The 18,625-nt window shown below is 53.3% G+C and carries 20 protein-coding genes, 1 tRNA gene and 1 pseudogene; 21 read left to right on the top strand and 1 reads right to left on the bottom strand.

The window, feature by feature from the left end; translation table 11 throughout:
• Positions 1-86 precede the first annotated feature (86 nt).
• The 9 genes and pseudogenes from spoVG (at position 87) to spoVT (ending at position 8,885) form a co-directional block, all read left to right on the top strand.
• Complete coding sequence (gene spoVG, locus CO251_RS12025) at positions 87-344, top strand: septation regulator SpoVG (RefSeq protein ID WP_103376062.1); 258 nt, start codon at positions 87-89, stop codon at positions 342-344.
• A gap of 104 nt (positions 345-448) precedes the next feature.
• Positions 449-1,939 (top strand): bifunctional UDP-N-acetylglucosamine diphosphorylase/glucosamine-1-phosphate N-acetyltransferase GlmU, encoded by a 1,491-nt coding sequence (gene glmU, locus CO251_RS12030; protein ID WP_103376063.1) that lies wholly within the window; start codon positions 449-451, stop codon positions 1,937-1,939.
• 44 nt (positions 1,940-1,983) lie between these two features.
• Positions 1,984-2,320: ribose-phosphate pyrophosphokinase-like domain-containing protein (locus CO251_RS17780; protein ID WP_242968581.1), on the top strand; the 337-nt coding region annotated here is incomplete at its 3' end.
• Between the two features lies 1 nt (position 2,321).
• Positions 2,322-2,929, top strand: a pseudogene (locus CO251_RS17785) (ribose-phosphate diphosphokinase); the annotation flags it as partial.
• A 23-nt stretch (positions 2,930-2,952) separates the two neighbouring features.
• Positions 2,953-3,489, top strand: coding sequence for an aminoacyl-tRNA hydrolase (gene pth / locus CO251_RS12040; RefSeq protein ID WP_369825273.1), 537 nt, complete (start codon positions 2,953-2,955; stop codon positions 3,487-3,489).
• Between the two features lie 65 nt (positions 3,490-3,554).
• Positions 3,555-3,761, top strand: a complete 207-nt coding sequence (locus CO251_RS12045) for an anti-sigma-F factor Fin (protein ID WP_103376064.1) — start codon at positions 3,555-3,557, stop codon at positions 3,759-3,761.
• Between the two features lie 43 nt (positions 3,762-3,804).
• Positions 3,805-7,326 (top strand): transcription-repair coupling factor, encoded by a 3,522-nt coding sequence (gene mfd, locus CO251_RS12050; RefSeq protein ID WP_242968582.1) that lies wholly within the window; start codon positions 3,805-3,807, stop codon positions 7,324-7,326.
• Positions 7,304-8,227 (top strand): peptidylprolyl isomerase, encoded by a 924-nt coding sequence (locus CO251_RS12055; protein ID WP_103376066.1) that lies wholly within the window; start codon positions 7,304-7,306, stop codon positions 8,225-8,227. The genes mfd and CO251_RS12055 overlap by 23 nt, the downstream gene beginning before the upstream one ends.
• 103 nt (positions 8,228-8,330) lie before the next feature.
• Positions 8,331-8,885, top strand: coding sequence for a stage V sporulation protein T (gene spoVT, locus CO251_RS12060; protein ID WP_103376067.1), 555 nt, complete (start codon positions 8,331-8,333; stop codon positions 8,883-8,885).
• A gap of 77 nt (positions 8,886-8,962) precedes the next feature.
• Here spoVT and CO251_RS12065 read toward each other — a convergent pair whose 3' ends face one another.
• Complete coding sequence (locus tag CO251_RS12065; protein WP_103376068.1) at positions 8,963-9,520, bottom strand: hypothetical protein; 558 nt, start codon at positions 9,518-9,520, stop codon at positions 8,963-8,965.
• Positions 9,521-9,686: 166 nt separating this feature from the next.
• Here CO251_RS12065 and hemL point away from each other — a divergent pair, with 166 nt between their 5' ends.
• From hemL to CO251_RS12125, 12 genes are all read left to right on the top strand, one after another.
• Positions 9,687-10,979 carry a glutamate-1-semialdehyde 2,1-aminomutase gene (hemL, locus tag CO251_RS12070; RefSeq protein WP_103376069.1) on the top strand — a complete coding sequence of 431 codons (1,293 nt, stop codon included), beginning with the start codon at positions 9,687-9,689 and terminating at the stop codon, positions 10,977-10,979.
• Positions 10,980-11,085: 106 nt separating this feature from the next.
• Positions 11,086-12,597: a polysaccharide biosynthesis protein gene (locus tag CO251_RS12075; protein ID WP_103376070.1), complete on the top strand. Its 1,512-nt coding sequence runs from the start codon at positions 11,086-11,088 to the stop codon at positions 12,595-12,597.
• A 78-nt stretch (positions 12,598-12,675) separates the two neighbouring features.
• Entirely contained in the window at positions 12,676-13,551 is an 876-nt protein-coding gene (locus CO251_RS12080; protein WP_103376071.1) for a MazG nucleotide pyrophosphohydrolase domain-containing protein, read from the top strand.
• A 30-nt stretch (positions 13,552-13,581) separates the two neighbouring features.
• Positions 13,582-13,857, top strand: coding sequence for an HU family DNA-binding protein (locus CO251_RS12085; RefSeq protein ID WP_103376072.1), 276 nt, complete (start codon positions 13,582-13,584; stop codon positions 13,855-13,857).
• A 65-nt stretch (positions 13,858-13,922) separates the two neighbouring features.
• Positions 13,923-14,162 (top strand): RNA-binding S4 domain-containing protein, encoded by a 240-nt coding sequence (locus CO251_RS12090; RefSeq protein WP_103376073.1) that lies wholly within the window; start codon positions 13,923-13,925, stop codon positions 14,160-14,162.
• Positions 14,163-14,221: 59 nt separating this feature from the next.
• Positions 14,222-14,506: a sporulation protein YabP gene (yabP, locus tag CO251_RS12095; RefSeq protein ID WP_103376074.1), complete on the top strand. Its 285-nt coding sequence runs from the start codon at positions 14,222-14,224 to the stop codon at positions 14,504-14,506.
• A 16-nt stretch (positions 14,507-14,522) separates the two neighbouring features.
• Positions 14,523-14,945, top strand: a complete 423-nt coding sequence (gene yabQ, locus CO251_RS12100; protein ID WP_103376075.1) for a spore cortex biosynthesis protein YabQ — start codon at positions 14,523-14,525, stop codon at positions 14,943-14,945.
• A gap of 100 nt (positions 14,946-15,045) precedes the next feature.
• Entirely contained in the window at positions 15,046-15,285 is a 240-nt protein-coding gene (locus CO251_RS12105) for a sigma factor-like helix-turn-helix DNA-binding protein (protein ID WP_103376076.1), read from the top strand.
• Complete coding sequence (locus CO251_RS12110; protein WP_103376077.1) at positions 15,285-15,560, top strand: hypothetical protein; 276 nt, start codon at positions 15,285-15,287, stop codon at positions 15,558-15,560. Before CO251_RS12105 ends, CO251_RS12110 begins: the two co-directional genes overlap by 1 nt.
• Before the next feature lie 102 nt (positions 15,561-15,662).
• On the top strand, positions 15,663-16,085 hold the full coding sequence (locus CO251_RS12115; RefSeq protein ID WP_103376078.1) for a S1 RNA-binding domain-containing protein: 423 nt from the start codon (positions 15,663-15,665) through the stop codon (positions 16,083-16,085).
• 6 nt (positions 16,086-16,091) lie between these two features.
• Positions 16,092-16,180 (top strand) — tRNA-Leu (locus CO251_RS12120).
• A gap of 144 nt (positions 16,181-16,324) precedes the next feature.
• Positions 16,325-18,466: a S9 family peptidase gene (locus tag CO251_RS12125; protein ID WP_103376079.1), complete on the top strand. Its 2,142-nt coding sequence runs from the start codon at positions 16,325-16,327 to the stop codon at positions 18,464-18,466.
• The last annotated feature ends 159 nt before the right edge of the window (positions 18,467-18,625 follow it).

The following is an 18,625-nucleotide window of genomic DNA, read 5'->3' on the forward strand; positions in this document are numbered from 1 at the left end:
GAAAATATGAAGGAATTCTCTGTGTCTATGGCGAATACAGTACTTCCGGACAACCGGGCCACCCATAGGCATAAGGAGGATTCAGCGTGGAGATTACGGATGTGCGGCTCCGCCGCATGACAACTGAGGGAAAAATGAAGGCCGTCGCATCGGTAACTTTGGATGGGGAGTTTGTCATTCACGACGTCAAGGTTGTGGAGGGACTTAAGGGGCTTTTTGTGGCCATGCCCAGTCGGAAAACGCCGGATGGTGAATTTCGAGACGTGGCGCATCCCATTACTCCGGCGGCCCGGGAGCGCATTCAAAAAGCTGTGCTCGATGTATTTTATGAAAGTGTGGTATAAGACAATCATAAGGCTGCCTCAGAGATCCGTACCGCAGGTGATTGAGTCGGTCTGGAGTCAAGCCAACACCCCTCGTTCTCCTAGTGCGAGGGGTGTTGGCTTTCATGGCACTAAACGACGGCACCGACACGTTTCGTGATGCGCACGCGGGACAGGTGATTCATCACAGCCTAAAATTTTGGTATGCTAACCAGGATGAATCACCAGAAATCGGAGGGATTGTTTTGCCACAGGCAGAATGCGTGATTTTAGCGGCAGGACGGGGAACGCGTATGCACTCGGGATTGGCCAAAGCCCTGCATGAACTAGGGGGCGTTCCGATGGTAGAGCACGTCGTGCGCGCCGTACGCCAAGCCGGATTAGGGAAACCCTGGGTGGTTGTGGGGCATCAAGCGCCACGGGTGGAAGAAGCCTTAGAGGGCCAAGCACTTTTTGTCCAGCAGCCAGAGATGCGTGGGACGGGGGATGCTGTGGCTCAGACGTTGGCGGTGCTCGACGAAGATACGCAGTACCTGGTGGTATTATTGGCGGACTGCCCGCTCGTTCCTCCCGAATTGATTCAGGATGTTTTAGCTCGGCATGAAAATACTGGGGCGGATTGTACAATTGTCAGCATGGTAGTGCCGGATCCCAGAGGATATGGGCGCATTGTTCGCTCGTCAGGTGACCGGGTGAGCCGTATTGTCGAAGACCGAGAGGCTTCCAGTGATCCAGCCTTATATCAAATTACGGAAGTCAATACCGGCATCGGGGTATGGTCCGTCGCGGGTTTGTCCAAAATTTTGCAGGGACTGCCTTGGCATCAAGATGAACGGTATTTGACAGACGCGGTGGAAGCTCTTGTGGCTCAAGGGAAGCGGGTGGATGTTTATACGGCTCCTGATGCGGCGCGCGTGATGGGTGTCAATACGCGTCGTGATTTATCCCAAGCGGAAGCCTATCTTCGGGAACTGACGTTGAATCGCCTGTTTGACGAGGGTGTCACCATTGTTGATCCCAATTCCACGTATGTGGACATTGATGTGGAAGTAGGACAAGATACCGTTATTTATCCCATGACATTCTTACGCGGCCACACGAAAATCGGTCGGGAATGCCATATTGGGCCGATGACCTCAATTGTATCGAGCCGTTTAGGGGACGGGGTGCGCGTCGACCGCTCGGTCGTGGAGCTGAGTCAGCTTGCGAGTCGTTCCTCAGTAGGACCGTTTAGTCATTTGCGTCCAGGGACCTCTTTAGATCATAATGTGAAAATCGGGAACTTTGTCGAATTGAAAAATACCCGAGTCGGCACAGGGACCAAAGCGGGGCATCATTCCTACCTCGGCGATGCGACGATAGGTGGCGGGGTGAACATTGGGGCAGGCACCGTCATTGTGAATTATGATGGCAAGGCGAAACATCCGACCTTTATTGGCGATGGGGCGTTCGTGGGGTGCAATGCCAATTTAGTTGCGCCCGTTGAAATTGGGTCCGGGGCTTACGTCGCGGCAGGATCGACTATCACACAGAATGTGCCACCCGATAGTTTGGGAATTGCCCGTGCGCGGCAAGAAAACAAGGCGCAGTGGGCGAGCTCGCGCCGAAAATCATAAACGCGGCGAGAAGTTAATGCAGCAGGAAGGGGATCATTGTTCCAATGAGCTTTGAACGGGAAGGGGAACTGAAGATATTTACCGGCACGGCCAACCGGGTGCTGGCGGAAAAGATTGTCTCGCACCTGGGCATTTCCCTTGGCCAGGCAGACGTCGGGAGGTTTTCCAATGGGGAGATTCGCGTACGGCTCCTCGAAAATGTCCGCGGCACCGATGTGTTTATTGTGCAGCCGACATCGCAGCCCGTAAACGAAAACTTGATGGAATTGCTGCTGCTCATCGATGCGGCCCGCCGGGCATCGGCTCGACGGGTCACGGCGGTTGTGCCATTTTATGGTTACGCACGCCAAGACCGCAAGGAACAGGGACGCGAGCCGATATNCCGCCAAACTCGTCGCCAACTTGATTACCGTGGCTGGCGCTAGGCGTGTGTTGACGATGGATTTGCACGCGCCACAAATTCAAGGTTTTTTTGATATCCCTGTGGACAACCTGCAAGGGGTTCGTATCCTTTCTGAAGCCATCCATGAAAAGCAATTAGATAACTTGATGATTTTCTCGCCGGATGCTGGGGGCGTGCACCGGGCTCGCAAGATGGCCAAGTATTTGGAAGCGCCGTTGGGCTTTATTGACAAAAGACGGCCGGGGCCCAATGTATCGGAAGTGGTTAACGTCATTGGCAAGGTGCGAGATAAGACCGTGGTAATTGTGGATGACATGATTGATACCGGGGGCACGATCGCGCAGGCGGCCCAAGCGATTATGGATTTAGGGGCGAGAGCCGTCTATGCCGCGTGTACGCACCCCGTTTTCTCGGGACGGGCTGCGCAAATTCTTCGGGATTCGGTGATTGAGGACTTTTTTGTGACGGACACGATTTCGTTGCAAGAACCGATGGCGCGTACGACGGTGATTAGCGTGGCCACATTATTGGCGGAGGCCATCATGCGGGTCCATGAGGATCTGTCGGTGTCCAAATTGTTCGAATGAACAAGGAGGGCATTCGCGTCATCGTGGGGTTAGGCAATCCGGGACTGGAGTATGCCAAGACGCGGCATAATGTGGGATTTATGACATTAGACCGCTTGGCTGAAAAGCACAATGCGGTATTTATGCGCAATCGCTTTGGGCTCATAGCGAAGTGGGGCAACATTTTTTTGCTCAAACCTCTAACATTTATGAACTTAAGTGGTGACGCAGTCGGGGCGCTCGCACGGTTTTATAAAATTACGGCCGCTGAGATTTTGGTGATTTCTGACGATCTTGACCTGCCGTTGGGAACGATTAGAGTGCGTGCCCGCGGTTCTAGCGGCGGCCATAACGGTCTGAAATCCATTATTCACGCGTTAGGGACGGAGAATTTTCCACGCGTCAAGATTGGGATTGGGCGCCCGACGCAAGGGATGACGGTGATAGATTGGGTACTCAGCCGATTTACAGCGGCGGACTGGACGGTGCTCCAACCTGCTTTGGAAAAGGCTAGCGACGCCGCGGAATGGGTTGTGGTGAAAGGGCCCGTGGATGCGATGAATCACTTTAACAGCCACTGATTTGGGGTGGAAAGAGACGACGACGGGAACACTAACGGTATCTTCGCAAACGAGGAGGATACGCGGTGGTTGTATACCGTTGTCGGCGCTGTGGACGCCGTATTGGCGAATATCCGGGGGCATGGGACGATCCGTTATTGGGACTCGTGCAATTGTCTGCGGAAGATCAAAGGGCCTTTGTTGCGCCCGTGAGTGCGGATGTGACGGAAGTCCGGATCTTGTGTGAGCATTGCCTGCCCGTTCCCTATGATGAGGGCTTATGGTATAACTAGGAACAAAGCTGACATCCCGGCGATTTTTCTAGCATTGTTAGGCATGAAAGGAATTGTCATGGCCGATTTGAGTTCGCTGCGCACGCTGTGGTCCGGGTATGCGCCAGTGCAAGAGTTAACGGATGCCTTACGTTCCGGAAAAACAGCCCACGTCTTCGGATTGTCGGGCTCTTTGCCGTCCTTTCTTGCCGCCCACGTAGTGGACGGTATATCCCGTCCCGTCTTGGTAGTGACCGTGGGGTTTGCGGAAGCGCAGACGTTCGAAGCGGAATTGGTACAGTTTTTGCCCGGTCGTCCCATTCACCTGTTGCCGCCCAGACCGCATGTGGTGGGCGAGGTTCAGGCCCAAAGCCATGAATGGACATTGCGCCGGCTTGAAGCGCTTGACCAGGCGGCAAATGATCCCCGGACCATCTTGGTGGCGCCAGTGGAAGCTGTGCGCCAATTAGTGATGCCGGTGTTGCAAAAGGCCTTGCATCTCCACGTCGGCGACGTGGTGGACCCTGAGGTGGTGATGGGTAGGTTGGTCCAGCTCGGGTATCGCCGCGAAGTGGAAGTGGGCGAAGAGGCGACGTATGCGGTGCGAGGCGGCATCATCGATGTCTATGTGCCCGGAGGCCCTGCTTACCGCATCGAATGGTTTGGAGATGAAATCGATTCCATCCGCGTTTTTGACGTGGTTTCACAGAAAACCGTGGAAATGCGGCAGCAGGCGCAAATTGGGTTGGCACGAGAAGTCTTGTTGACACCGGCCGAACGGGACCGTGGTATTGAGCGCATAGCCCATGAGGCATCCACACTTTATCACAATCTAGAATCCATGGGGCAATTGGATCTCGCCCACAAGACGAAAGAGCGCTTTGGGCATTGGTTAGCCGATCTTGCAGAAGGGCGAGTTTTCCCCGGCCTTGAGCGGTACGGTGCGGCCTTTTATCCGCTTAAGGCCGTGACCGAAATTTTTACCACGCCACCATTGGTGATATATCATGATGTGCCGCGCATTACCGAAGCCCTAAGGGGACGGGATTTGGACGAGGCGCAAGAGCGCGTAAGGCGACTGGAGCGGGGAGATTTTTTGCCAGTGGAAGCGGAGTCGACCTTAACGCAGGACCAATTCTTTGCGCGGTTAAAGGGATTGGGCGAGCTCACTTTGTCATTGATGCCACATCCCCGCAAGGAAAATGGGATTCATTTAAATTTGACGGGGCGGCCGGCGCCCCGGATTCATGGGCAGATCGATTTGCTCAAAGCCGAAGTGACCCGTTTACGCAAGTCTAGACTGAAAGTCGCCTTAATTTTGCGTGACGAGGCGGCCATTAAGGTTATGCAGCGGCAGCTGATGGACTTCGGGATTCCCGCCCACGAGGGGATGGGAGCGGTAGGCGAAGTAGGTTTGTTGACGGGCCAATTGGCTCATGGCTTCATCTTGTCGGAACTCGGGATTGCCGTATTAGCCGAGACCGAACTGTCAGGACGGGAACAGCCGCGTTTACGCCGCGCCCAAGAACCGAAGCAGACGGTCCGCTTGGCCGATTTGAAGCCGGGGGACTATGTCGTGCATATTACGCATGGCATTGGACGCTACCTGGGTATGGTCACGCTGGAAATTCAAAATCAGCATAAAGATTACCTGCATGTGCAGTACGCAGGGCAGGATACGCTCTATGTGCCAACGGACCAATTGGGATTAATTCAAAAATACATTGGCGTCGAAGGGCAAGATCCTAAACTGTCCAAAATGGGCGGGCAGGAATGGTCGCGGGTTAAAGACAAAGTCCGCGCCTCTGTACGGGAAATGGCCAAAGAATTAATCCGGCTGTATGCCGTAAGGGAGTCGCGGCCTGGCATCAGCTTTGCGGAAGATACGCCATGGCAGAAAGATTTCGAATCGGCCTTTGGCTATGAGGAAACTGATGACCAACTCCGGTCTATCGAAGAAATAAAGCGGGACATGGAAAAAATGCGGCCCATGGATCGGCTGCTTTGTGGAGACGTCGGCTACGGGAAAACCGAGGTAGCATTGCGTGCTGCGTTTAAGGCCATCATGTCCGGTAAGCAAGTGGCATTTTTGGTGCCGACGACGTTGTTGGCGGACCAACATTTTTCCACGGCAAAAGCCCGATTTGCGGGATTCCCGGTAACGGTCGACGTGCTAAGCCGATTTCGTACGCCGAAGCAACAGAAGCAGACCCTCGCGCAGTTGGCACAAGGTCAAGTTGACCTGATTATTGGCACCCATCGTCTCTTAGGCAAGGACGTGAAATTTCGGGATTTGGGTTTGCTCATTATTGATGAAGAACATCGATTTGGTGTCGCGCACAAAGAACGCATTAAAGCTTTGCGCGAGAACATTGATGTCTTGACGTTGTCTGCCACGCCAATTCCCCGCACGTTGCACATGGCAATGGTGGGTGTGCGTGATATGAGCCTCATTGAGACCCCACCGTTGGACCGCCTGCCTGTAGAGACGGTCGTAGCAGAATTTGATGAGGCGTTGATTCAAGAAGCCATTCGCCGCGAATTGGACCGCGGGGGTCAAGTCTTTTATGTACAGAACCGCATCTTGGCGATTGACCAGACGGTGTCACGTCTGATGAAAATGTTTCCGGAAGCGGCCATTGGGGTGATTCATGGCCGGATGGACGAAACACGCATTGAAGACGTGATGGCGCGGTTTATTGAGCAAGAATACGATATTTTAGTGGCGACAAGTATTATTGAATCGGGATTAGATATTCCCAATGCGAATACCTTGATTGTTGAAGATGCCGACCGCATGGGACTGGCTCAGTTGTATCAAATTCGAGGGCGGGTGGGACGTTCGGCGCGCTTGGCCTATGCCTATTTTACCTATCGTCGGGATAAGACGTTGACGCCCCAAGCGGAAAAACGGCTGGAAGCGATTCGCGAATTTACAGAACTCGGAGCAGGGTACCAAATTGCTTTACGCGATTTAGAGATTCGGGGAGCAGGAAATCTATTAGGTTCGGAACAGCACGGATTTATTGCATCGGTTGGATTTGATTTGTATACACAGTTACTCGCCGAAGCGGTTCGCGAATTAAAGGGCGAAGAAACGCCTCAAGACGTTGACCCAGCGATCGACATAGCCGTCGATGCCTATTTACCGGATACCTATGTGAATGCGGCAAGCCTTAAAGTGTCTTTGTATAAACGGTTGGTATCTGCGCAAAGCTTAGAGGAAATCGAAGCGTTAGCGGATGAATTTGTCGATCGGTTTGGTCCAGTGCCAGCACCAGTGGCCCGCTTGCTTCAATTGGGACGAGTGCGGGTGATGGCCAAAGACATGAAAATCGTCCAAGTCAGTCACAAAAAGGACAGAATTTATCTCAAGAGCTTGCCTGATGCTCCCATCGACAATGAGGCGCTGCATCGTTTGGCGCGCGCCTACCCTGGACGTCTTGTCCCAGGGGCCGCTAAAGCTCCGGAACTCAGTGTCAGACTCCCTTTACGCCACAGTGTCGATCAAGCACTGGATGTTGCGGAAGACGTGTTGCTGACCATCCGAGGAGCAGGTGCCAATGGGAAACAAGAAAGCGGCTAAAGTCATATGGGGGCTGGCCTTGGGGGTAGCCTTAGCAGGATGTGGATCATCGCCTTCGCAGACGCTCGCGATTGTCAACGGGGAAAAAATTACGCAGGCGCAGTGGGACACGATTCTGCGAAGCAATGCGCTGATGACGGGCCAAACACCCAATTTCGATCCCAGGTGGCAAAAACCACAGCTGAGTACCTATGCTAACCAGTTGGCAATTATTCAATATAGTCAACATCACCACTGGCTGACACCGCAAGCGGCGACCACTCAAGCGTCGGCCACGATTGCACAAGCCGTCCGGGCTCATTTTGGGAACCGGGCGGCTTTATTTGCCGTGCTGCACCGGTATCAGATAGGTCCAGGGGATTTAATGAGCTATGTCAAAAGCCAAATGTGGCTCATGGCAGCCTTCCATCACGTGACCCAAAAGGTGCCAGCCCCTTCGGCAACCGCCGTGCAAGCGTTTTACGCGCATCATTTGTCTGAATTCCAAACGCCCAAGGAGGTCTTGGCGCGTGAGATTGTTTTGCCCTCGAGTAGTCAGGCGGCGTCGGTCATGTATCAGTGGACCCATGGGGCGCATTTTGCGGCGTTAGCCCAAAAATATTCCATTGACCGCGCGAACCGCATGGCGGGCGGGACAATGGGATGGGTTTGGGTCAAGGGCGATGTCACATCGCCAAGCCAAGTCTTTTTAGCGGAACATTCGCCTGGACACAGTGGTATAGTTCACACGCGTTTAGGCTACGCTATCATCGAAGTTCAAGCGGTTCAGGGCGGGACGCCGCTTCCCTTGAGTACAGCATTTAACGGGGCCAAGGAGCAGTTATGGCAAGCCTCGCGGTCCAATGTGTTTGACCAGTGGTCAGCGCCTATTATCCGTCGAGCCCACGTGACATTGCTTTGATCGGGAAGTTACTACCATCCGGCAGTTTTGGAAAAAATGCATAAACGTCTAGGCCGATCGATATACTACCCCTGAGAGGCCGCAGGCGAAAGGAGGGCCATTAGTGAAAGCTACCGGCATTGTACGCCGAATAGATGACTTGGGTCGTGTGGTGATTCCCAAGGAGATCCGCCGAACCCTAAGAATCCGAGAGGGAGACCCATTGGAAATTTTCGTCGATCGCGATGGCGAAGTCATTCTCAAAAAGTACTCCCCCATTGGAGAACTCGGCGATTTTGCAAAAGAATATGCGGATTCTCTGTATGAGGCTGTGGGACATATTGCGCTGATTGCCGACCGTGATGCGATTATTGCGGTATCGGGAGCACCGAAAAAGGAGTTTTTAAATAAGCCATTAGGGGCTTTGGTTGAGAAGGCGATGGAAGAGCGTAAAACCGCATTCTATAACAAAGGTGACCACAAGCCTAAAGGCAGCCTGGTCGGGGATGAGGACGAAGATAAATTTCTAGTCGAAGTGATCGCGCCGATTATTTCCGAAGGCGACCCGATAGGCGCTGTAATTATCTGTACGCGCGAGCCCGATGTAAAAATGGGTGAGATGGAGGTCAAACTGGCGGAAACGGCGGCGGGCTTCCTGGCGAAGCAGATGGAACAATAGCCTTCATTTCCACACGTCCTGATCTTTTTCGGTAGGAAGCCCGCAGTGATCTTCGGATCATTGCGGTTTTCTTATAGTTAAATGCCATGAGGGGGGGCGGGCGCCGGATTGAGGTGCCATGTATCATAGCCTAAAGAATCTGGCCGTCCTGGCAAATCAATGGGATCAAAGTTAAAGGATACGCCGTAGACGCGCCACTGCCCTTGGGTATTTTCCAACCAAAAGGTGGCGATTTCTTGACTGGTTTGACGACCGCGTGGGTAAAATTGGCGCGTCACCGTGATGCGGTAATCGACAACCGCGCGCGTCGACGACAGCGCATCGATTTGTTGGCTCTGCATCGCGATGTGGGTAAAGACTGGCTTAAGCCCGCTTAAAGTATCGCCTCGGGCGGTTTGTTGCCATAACCACGTCGTAAGGAATTGAGCTTGACTTCCGGGAACGAGGAAACGCGTTAACTGCGTTAATTGCTGCGGTTCACGAGGATTCATGCCAACTTCGGCGTTTAACACGGCACGCGAGGTTTGGAGGACGGCTGCTTGGGGTGTAGCCACCAGGTCGCTATGAACGAATACGCCTAACGCCACGATGGCACAACTCCCTAAGATGAGACTAATGAGGCGAATACGATCCACGGTAAATCTGTCCCTTCGGTAGTCTTTTTCTATAGTAACCAGCCTAGCTTGTCGACACAACCAGGCCTTTAGGTGAATTCCCTTTCTGGAAATTTTGAGGCATGATAAAAAGCGTTTGATGACATTGTCCTGGAACAGGACGCCAGAAAGGCAGGCTACCAAACTTATGCAAGACACTTCACGCAGCGCCACATGGTTTGAGCGCGCAAGACACGTCATACCGGGAGGAGTGAATTCACCAGCACGGTCGTTTCGCGCGGTCGGTGGAGACCCTCCTATCGTGATGGCGCGTGGGGAAGGTGCGTATTTTTTTGACGTCGATGGACATCGGTATATTGATTATTTGGCCGGGTTTGGCCCTTTAGTGTTGGGGCATGCCCATCCTCGGGTGCTGGATGCGATTCGTCAGGCCGCGGCAGATGGGGCGATGTGGGGAACGCCCGCGCCCTTTGAGATTTTGTTGGCAGAACGGCTGGTCCATGATGTGGAAGGTCTCGATCAGGTACGCCTGACCACAACAGGCACTGAGGCGGTCATGTCGGCAATCCGTTTGGCGAGAGCCTTTACGGGCCGATCCGTAGTGGTCAAGTTTGAAGGCGCCTATCATGGGCATAGTGACGGGATGTTGGTCAAAGCCGGATCCGGCGCTTCCACCGTAGGCACGCAAGACAGCTTAGGCGTACCCGCTGGCGTGGTTCAGGACGTGATCAGCTTACCCTATAATGACGTGGAGATCTTGACCCGAACGATGGATCAGATAGGAGACCAGGTGGCGTGCATTTTAGCGGAGCCTATCGTGGGCAATATGGGCATCGTCCCGCCGCGCGAGGGGTATTTGCAAGCGATGCGAGACGCTGCCCACAAGGTGGGTGCCTTATTAATCTTCGATGAAGTGATTACCGCGTTCCGCTTTGGCTATGGCGCGGTGGGACCGGCATTGGGCGTGGTGCCTGACCTCTATGCCATGGGCAAAATAATTGGGGGGGGATTGCCAGCCGGAGCTTATGGCGGGCGTTTTGATGTGATGCAATATGTATCGCCTCTGGGAGGAATGTTTCAAGCCGGCACTTTTGCGGGGAACCCCCTATCGTCATCCGCAGGGCTAGCGACGCTCGACGTATTGCGCGAGGACCAGCCGTATGCACGGATGGAGCAATTGGCCGAAACTCTTGAACAGGGGATCCTCCAAGCCGCCCACGACTATGGGCAGACGATAACCATTAACCGTGCAGGCTCTGCCCTGACCGTATTTTTTGGGCCGCAAGCGGTTTATGATTATGACACCGCCAAACAAGCGGACGGGGGCCAATTTGCCCGTTTTCATCAGTTGATGTTAGCCCAAGGTATTTATCTGGCCCCTAGTCGCTTTGAAGCATTGTTTGTCTCTGCAGCTCATCAGCCAAGCGATATTGATGAGACCATCGAGGCCTGCCGCAAGAGTTTTGCCCAAATGGCTTAAAGTTCTTGGACCAAGCTCGGAAACGATCTTACCGGGCTTGGTCTTTTTCATTTGATCCTCCGAATATCCTGCTGTAAGGACGTCACGACGGATTAAGGTGGATGAAATGAAAAAAAACGTACTATGGCAAGGAGCCTTTTGGCTGTCCATTGGGGCTCTGGTCTCTAAAATGATTGGGGCGTTGTACCGAATTTTTTTGCCTCGGGTCTTGGGTGATTACGGGGTCGGTCTCTTTCAAATGGCGTATCCCTTATATGCCTTGATTCTCGCTGTATCAGTCAATGGTATTCCGACCGCATTGTCCAAGCAAACCGCCGAAAACCTCTCACGCAACGACTACATGGCCGCCGAAGTGTTGGCGTCATGGGCACAATTATTTTTAGGTCTTATGGGGATCTTGATGGCTTTAGCCGTAGAGCTTGCGGCGCCGTGGATCGCACGACAAGTTTTTGATGAGCCAGCGGCCACGTTATCGATTCGCGCGCTGGCGCCAGCCTTAGCCTTTGTCGCGGTGGAAGCGGGCTTTCGGGGATACTTCCAGGGGTATCAAGAAATGGCCCCGACGGCCCTGTCGCAAGTGTTTGAACAAATATCGCGCGTGGCCGTGATGTTTCCCTTGGCGCTGTTATGGCTGCCTAAAGGGACCGCTTGGGCGGCTGCCGGTGCGACGCTTGGGGCTCCTGCTGGAGCGATGGTGGGCATGGTGTTTTTAATGGTGATGCGGTGGCGGCGCCGCTCTTACGCGCTGCGCTGGCCTGTGCCATGGCAAGCCTTATGGCGCTTGGTTAAAGTGGCTTTACCCATGTCTCTCTCGGGGCTTTTGTTTCCACTGATGTTTTTGGCCGATTCCTTGTTTGTCCCGCGCCAACTCATGCAAGCCGGTTTGTCGTTAAGGCAGGCCACAGCCCAATTTGGACAATTAAGTGGCGAGGCCATGCCGTTGATTAATTTAACGATGGTGGTAGGGGCCGCTTTGGCGGTCTCGTTGGTGCCCGCCATTGCAGAAGCGATGGCACGCAATGATACCGAGGCAGCTGCGGGAAGGGTTCATGTGGCGATTCGCTTAATCTGGCTTTTGGGCTTACCGATGGCGGGAGGACTCATTGTGTTGGCGCATCCCTTGACGCGGCTTCTCTATGGACATACCGGTGCGACCCGTTCGTTGCAATTGTTGGCGATAGGGAGCGCTGTGTTAGCCATTCAACAGGTGCTAGGGTCTTCCCTCCAAGCCAGTGGCCATGGGTGGATTCCTGTCAAAAACCTTTTAATCGCGGCGGTCATCAAGTTTGTGCTGACATGGCGTCTGACCGGCATACCGGTGTTAGGCATTCAAGGGGCGGCTTTTGGCACAGTGGCGGCGAGTTTTGGTGCGGCTTGGCTGAATTGGCGCGATTGGCGTCGACTCGTTGGGGCCCGCCAAAACCCGTGGATGGGGGCTTTGTGGCCATTAGTGGGGACTGTGGTGATGGCGATGGGGGTGCAAACGTGGATGCGGATGGGTTGGACGACAGGGCTCATATGGCCGGTGGCGACGGCTGTGGGCATCGGCGTTGTCATTTATTTTTTACTCATGGCCATGGTCGGAGAGTTAAATGTGCTAAAAAGCTTGCGGGAATAGCCCAAAACCCTATATTCTTTGGTATGTCAGGGATAACCTGGTATACTGAGTTATCGCTCAGGGAGAGGAGCCTGGAACTTGTCTGAATGGGCACTACGCACATCAGATAGTGTGTCTGACGGGTTTTTCATTGAAGGCCCATTCTCTGGTCCAGATATCCAGGTGTTGTTTGGTGACCGTTTTCCCGGCGATTCCTCAGCGATAGTTTTTCCCCACCAGGGCGATCCGTATCCTATTACCTGGCATGACGTACAGCACATAACCCTTCATTTGCATGACCGACTTAAATTGCCGGGCAATCCCACATCGTGTGGCCCCTTGGAACATGTGATGCAGCGGCTGCTTGATCCTCAGGGGGGATGTCTGTGGGACCAGTCACAAACCTCCCTATCCCTACTCCGCTACTTGCTCGACGAGAGTTATGAAGCTGCTGAAGCTTTGGTGGCGGGAGACCGTCAGGCGTTTTACGACGAGTTGGGCGATGTGTTATTTCAAGTGGTCTTTCATAGTGCCCTCGCTTCGCCTGAGGTGTTTGACCATGTGGTGCAAACGCAAGTGGCTAAGCTGGTGAGGCGGCATCCACATGTGTTTGCCAAGGATCCGGCGAAAAGCGTCGAGGCCATTAACGACCGGTGGGAACGTTTAAAGGCCTTAGAGCCTTCCAGACCGCATGACGCGGAGTGGACATTTCCTGGTTTGGTCTGGGCAAAGCGTCTATCCAAGCGAGGACTTAAGCCGCAAACGCGCGTATTTCAAGCGGTTTCAGAGCTTTTGAAGGTATATATTTCCAATCAAGAGGGGACACTAGAAGAAATTCTGGCCGATGCCGCATGGGCTGTGGCAGATGTGGCTCGTCAGCATCAGCAGGATGCTGAGTGGGCATTGTGGAAACGTCTGGCCTTCGCCAGTCAGGAAAGAGACAGTCACCCGGTGACGGATCAGGAAAAGCCGTGATGATTTTATGAATTTGCAGGAGGGATTAGAGTGAACAAGGCAGATTTGGTTACAGATGTAGCAGAGCGCGCAGGGATGAGTAAAAAGGACGCGGAGCGTGCCGTAAACGCCATGGTGGAATCTATTGAAGATGCGCTAACCAAGGGAGAAAAAGTGTCGTTGGTGGGATTTGGCACGTTTGAAGTGCGGGAGCGCGCAGCCCGTGTGGGACGGAATCCTCGGACAGGAGATACCTTGGAAATTGCCGGAGGTAAAGTGCCCGCATTCAAGGCAGGGAAAGCCTTAAAAGACTCGGTTGCTAAATAATTGTCTTGGTGTGCTAGCCCTGCTACGGCAGGGCTTTTTTCTTCGGGAAGGAGCAACGTGGACGTATGCGCATTGATAAATATTTAAAGGTCAGCCGGTTGGTCAAGCGCCGGACGTTGGCGAAAGAAGTCTGTGAACACGGGCATGTGATCGTCAATGGAAAAGTGGTGAAACCGGGCCATGAGGTGAATGTCGGCGACGAGTTGGAATTGCAACTTCCCTCAGGCGTGCGCCGGGTTGTCATTGAAAAAATTGCCGAGAACGTGCCTGCAAAAGCTGCTGCGGAATTATACCGGGAGGTCTAAAGTGCCTTGTGGGGGCATAACGTCAAAATGACACCGACTATGGAAAGCGGGGGCCCCCTATGGCTGAAGACAGGCATGAGAAGAACCGTGCGCATCTGGTTCAATTGGTCAATCGTGCGCAACTGACGATTGAAGGTGTGCAGCACGTGGAAAACTTTGATGACGATGCCATTATTCTTTCTACGGATATGGGCATGATGACGGTAAAGGGCCGAGGCTTGCGCATCTTACAGTTGGATCTCGAATCGGGCCACTTCGTTGCAGAAGGAGAAGTCGATGCGTTGAGTTATTCCCGTAAACGCCCAGGGAAATCCGAAAACACATGGACCCGCCTGTGGCGTTAAAGGGGGGTGTACCACGGTGAATCCAGCAGCAGTGATGGCATCTTGGCTCTTAACCGGCATGGCCCTAGGCTTGTTATCAACCGTCTATGGCGCTTTTCGCATCCAATGGCACTGGTGGAAAATCTTTGGGCACATTATGGACTGGCTGTGGTTTGTCTTGGCGGCGGTTATCATTTTAGCCGTCTATTTGTGGACGGACTGGGGTGTATTCCATGTGTGGAGCTTGCTCCTTATTGCCATAGGTTATGGCTTATGGGCATGGCTTGCTGCCCCTTGGGTCCTCAAGATCGTGTCGCCGGTGATTTTTTTTCAGGCCCGCGTGGTCTTTTATCTTACGGTGCCCGTCCGGTTTATAGGACAGCGGCTGACAGCATTAGGGCGACATTGGCGTGTTAGACGGTCAAAAAAATTACCTCCCGCTAATCCACCCCAAATGTAGTGCATGGATGGCCAAGCTCCCTTATAATAGACCTGTCATTGTTTTGTAATAAATCTGTACACAGTTTGTGCACAATCTGTGGATAACTTGGGGATTTACTATGCAAATAGAAATTCGCGGTATGGAGAAGTTGTCTTTTCGTGAACGCCAAGTCGTGGCCTTGAAAGAAACGGGGGTCTCAAGCGAAGCTATCGCCAAACGGCTGGGGTTGGCGCCAGCGACGGTTGCGACTTTGTATAACCGCGCCAAAACCAAAGGCTATCAAGTGGTGCTGATTATTGCCGGCGACCCGCTCGGGGTGATGGGCGGTGATGAGGAGATGGAGGAGGATGAATTGTAATGGCCGTGGTCCCACATAAGCGGATAAGGTTTCGTTGGAAAAAATTTGTGACGATTTTTGTTTTAAGTTATTTGATGTTTTGGTCGATCAAATCGGTCCTGCATATTTGGGTGTTGAATCACGATGAACAGGTATTGCGACAGCAAATCGCTCAAACCCAAGCGAAAAACAATGTCTTGCGTGCAGACATTAGCCAAATTAAAAATCCCTCCGTCCTAAAAGGCATGATTACAGGCACAGTGCCGATTCCGAATCCGGAAATAGGCCAACAATAAAGGATTTACCAGCTCTTCATGCGTTGACACCAGAAGCTCCACACCGTATAATGAACCCATTGATCGGTGAGTTGAGAGTTATAGGAGGATAATATACGACGTATGCCGTCTGAACTTGAAGTTGGGCAGATTGTTGAAGGAACGGTCAGTGGAATTGCACCGTTTGGAGCGTTCATTGTTTTACCCACGGGAAAGACAGGGTTAGTCCACATCTCGGAAGTTGCTGATGCATACGTCAAGGATATTAAGGACTATCTGAAAGAAAATGACAAGGTTAAAGTCAAAGTTCTTTCAATGGATCCTAATGGCAAGATTGCGCTATCTATTCGCCAAGCGCAGCCTAAACCCGCTCACCGTGAATCGTCTCGCGAAAGTGGCGGGCACAGGGACCGTGAACGGCGTGCGGCTCCTCAAGTCACTTTTGAAGACAAGATGCAGCGATTTATGAAAGACAGTGAAGATCGTCTGCAGGATTTGCGCCGAAATACAGAATCTAAACGAGGTGGCCGCGGCGCAAGCCACTAGGCACCTGCCGGGATGGCGGAATAGGCAGACGCAGAGGACTTAAAATCCTCCGGCCAGGGATGGTCGTACCGGTTCAAGTCCGGTTCCCGGCACCATATTTTTAAAAGTTTAACCCGCGGAGTTTGAGCGGGTTTTTTTGTTAGCCGCTTAATCTGTGCGGGAAATCACAGGGACGGTGCGACACTCGCATGGTCTTCATAGACGGCTAGCTGGCTGACCCACGCAAAGCGAGGCGATTTATGACAAAGACAATGATGATGCGGACCCTCACGCTAAATGACCTCTATTTATTGAAGCCGGTGAAAGAAGTTGCATTATCACCGGATGGGCGCTTGGTGGCCTATATCCAGCAGCAGGTTCTTAAAGATGAAAACGATTATACAAACAATTTGTGGGTGACAGCCACGAATGGACAGGAAAGGCCCCATCAATTGAGTCGTCATCATGTGACTGACCGGATGCCCAGATGGTCTCCCGATGGCCGATATCTCGCGATTTTGTCAAAACGTTCGCCGGATCTGACTTATAAGAGGGGGTCTAGTGGGGAGGAGCAGACCAAGGACGCCGTCGACCAAATCTGGGTGTACGACATGCAGTGGGGCGGCGAGCCACGGCAATTGACCAACCGGGACCAAGGAGTGGCCTCGTTTGATTGGGCTCCCGACAGCCGCCGCATCGTATTTGCGAGCCGAGATCCCTCTGAGGAGGAGGCGGCTTATCTTAAAAGTCTCAAAGACAAGAAAGGACCCGGGCCTTGGGTGCTAGATCGTGTGCAACATAAGTACGATGGGGAAGGATACCTTGATGGGGTGCAGACCCACCTGTTTCTTCTCGAGTGCGAGACTGGCGCGGTGCGCCAGCTAACCTTTGGCCAGGCGAGTGAACTGGAGCCGCGGTGGTCGCCCGACGGGCAATGGATTCTTTTTCAATCTAATCGAACGGGTGACGCGGATAACAATCGACGCACCGATTTATGGCTGATGAATCTCCACGAGGACCAAACTTACCGACTGACGTGGGGTGATGTCGACGCCCAGCAAGGCATCTTTAGTCCCGACGGGCAGGAGGTTTGGTTCATCTCGTCCGCCGAACCGGAAAACAACTATGTGCTGCCGCGGCTATGGCGCATTTCTCTAGAGAAGGCAGAACGGGTGGAGGATTTGTCACAGTATATTGGACAAGGATGGCGGACGATTGGCGGAATTGTCCCCGATGTTTGGAACGGAGATCCTGTCGCCAATGCGCGTGTCTATCCCGTGCCCGTGAAACATAGTGCCATGATACAGATATCGCCGTCTTTTGATGGCACCGTGGATGGACCGCTGCGTTGGCACCGCGACGGACGGCTGTTGACGGTGGCGTCGATGGCTGGTCAAGCAAAATTGGTGGCGTTCTCCATGGATGGCACCTGGGACGTGTTGTATCCTACAGAACGTATGGGTACAGTCTATAGCTTTGATGTGTGCTCCGAAACGGTGGTGCTGCTTATGGGCTTGCCCCACACGGGGCCGGAGATTTTTGTCTGGGGGCCAGACGGTCTAGGGCCGCAATTAAGTCAAGGATCCAGCCAGTGGCTGTCGCAGCGCAAATTGGGAACCTTTCAATGGATTCGCTATCCGGATCACGATGGAGCGATGATTGAGGCCTTAGTGCTGTTCCCACCAGATTTTGACCGTCGCGAAGGCCCCGCTCCTCTATTAGTATCCATTCACGGGGGCCCGATGTCTTATGATGCGCCGGAGTTTGAGTTTGACAGCCAATATTGGGCGGGGCGCGGTTTTGTGGTCCTTCAGGTCAATTACCGGGGCTCTACGTCGTATGGAGAAGCCTTTTGCCAGGCAATCCAAGGCGTATGGGGACCCAAAGAGCATGATGATGTGATGTGTGGTGTCGACTATGTGGTGGAACAAGGATGGGTTGATCCGAACCGTCTCTACTGCACCGGATTTTCCATGGGAGGCATTATGACGACATGGGCCGTTGGCCACACGAACCGATTTCGTGCGGCTGTTACCGAACATGGCTTGTTTGACTATCGCTCGGCCTTTGGTACCGACGACTGCCATTTGTGGTGGCAAGATGACATGGGCGTTCCCTGGCAAAATCCGCAACAATACTATGACTCCTCCCCGGCTAGTGCCTTGACAGCAATCAAGACACCTCTGCTGATTACCGCAGGAGAGTGGGATTGGCGTTGTCCGTTGAGCCAGGCCGAACAGCTTTATGTGGCGTTAAAGAAGCGAGGCGTACCCACGGAGCTGGTGATTTATCCTAAAGAGCATCATGAAGCTGATTCGCAGCCTGCTCGGGCCATAGACCGTTTAGCACGCATTGATCGATGGTTTGCCAGGTGGGGAGCAGGTATTGAGCAGGATCAGTGATGCGGAGGCCGACTTGGTGGGTTTTGAGCCAGCGGGCCTAAACACGGGAATCCAGGGCTGCGCTTACGGTGCCGAAGGGTTTCACAGCGCGGAATAAGGAGACCTACGGCGTAAGGTCGAAAGTACACGCCCTCAGAAACACTCTGAGGGCGCGCATAC

This window comes from Sulfobacillus sp. hq2, from assembly GCF_002903155.1.
Classification (GTDB): domain Bacteria; phylum Bacillota; class Sulfobacillia; order Sulfobacillales; family Sulfobacillaceae; genus Sulfobacillus; species Sulfobacillus thermotolerans.

Coding starts and splice junctions, on each gene's coding strand:
- glmU (WP_103376063.1), top strand. CDS start 449: ATGGCACTAAACGACGGCACCGACACGTTTCGTGATGCGCACGCGGGA.
- mfd (WP_242968582.1), top strand. CDS start 3,805: ATGAAAGGAATTGTCATGGCCGATTTGAGTTCGCTGCGCACGCTGTGG.
- CO251_RS12055 (WP_103376066.1), top strand. CDS start 7,304: ATGGGAAACAAGAAAGCGGCTAAAGTCATATGGGGGCTGGCCTTGGGG.
- hemL (WP_103376069.1), top strand. CDS start 9,687: ATGCAAGACACTTCACGCAGCGCCACATGGTTTGAGCGCGCAAGACAC.
- CO251_RS12075 (WP_103376070.1), top strand. CDS start 11,086: ATGAAAAAAAACGTACTATGGCAAGGAGCCTTTTGGCTGTCCATTGGG.
- CO251_RS12090 (WP_103376073.1), top strand. CDS start 13,923: ATGCGCATTGATAAATATTTAAAGGTCAGCCGGTTGGTCAAGCGCCGG.
- yabP (WP_103376074.1), top strand. CDS start 14,222: ATGGCTGAAGACAGGCATGAGAAGAACCGTGCGCATCTGGTTCAATTG.
- CO251_RS12105 (WP_103376076.1), top strand. CDS start 15,046: ATGCAAATAGAAATTCGCGGTATGGAGAAGTTGTCTTTTCGTGAACGC.
- CO251_RS12110 (WP_103376077.1), top strand. CDS start 15,285: ATGGCCGTGGTCCCACATAAGCGGATAAGGTTTCGTTGGAAAAAATTT.
- CO251_RS12115 (WP_103376078.1), top strand. CDS start 15,663: ATGCCGTCTGAACTTGAAGTTGGGCAGATTGTTGAAGGAACGGTCAGT.
- CO251_RS12125 (WP_103376079.1), top strand. CDS start 16,325: ATGACAAAGACAATGATGATGCGGACCCTCACGCTAAATGACCTCTAT.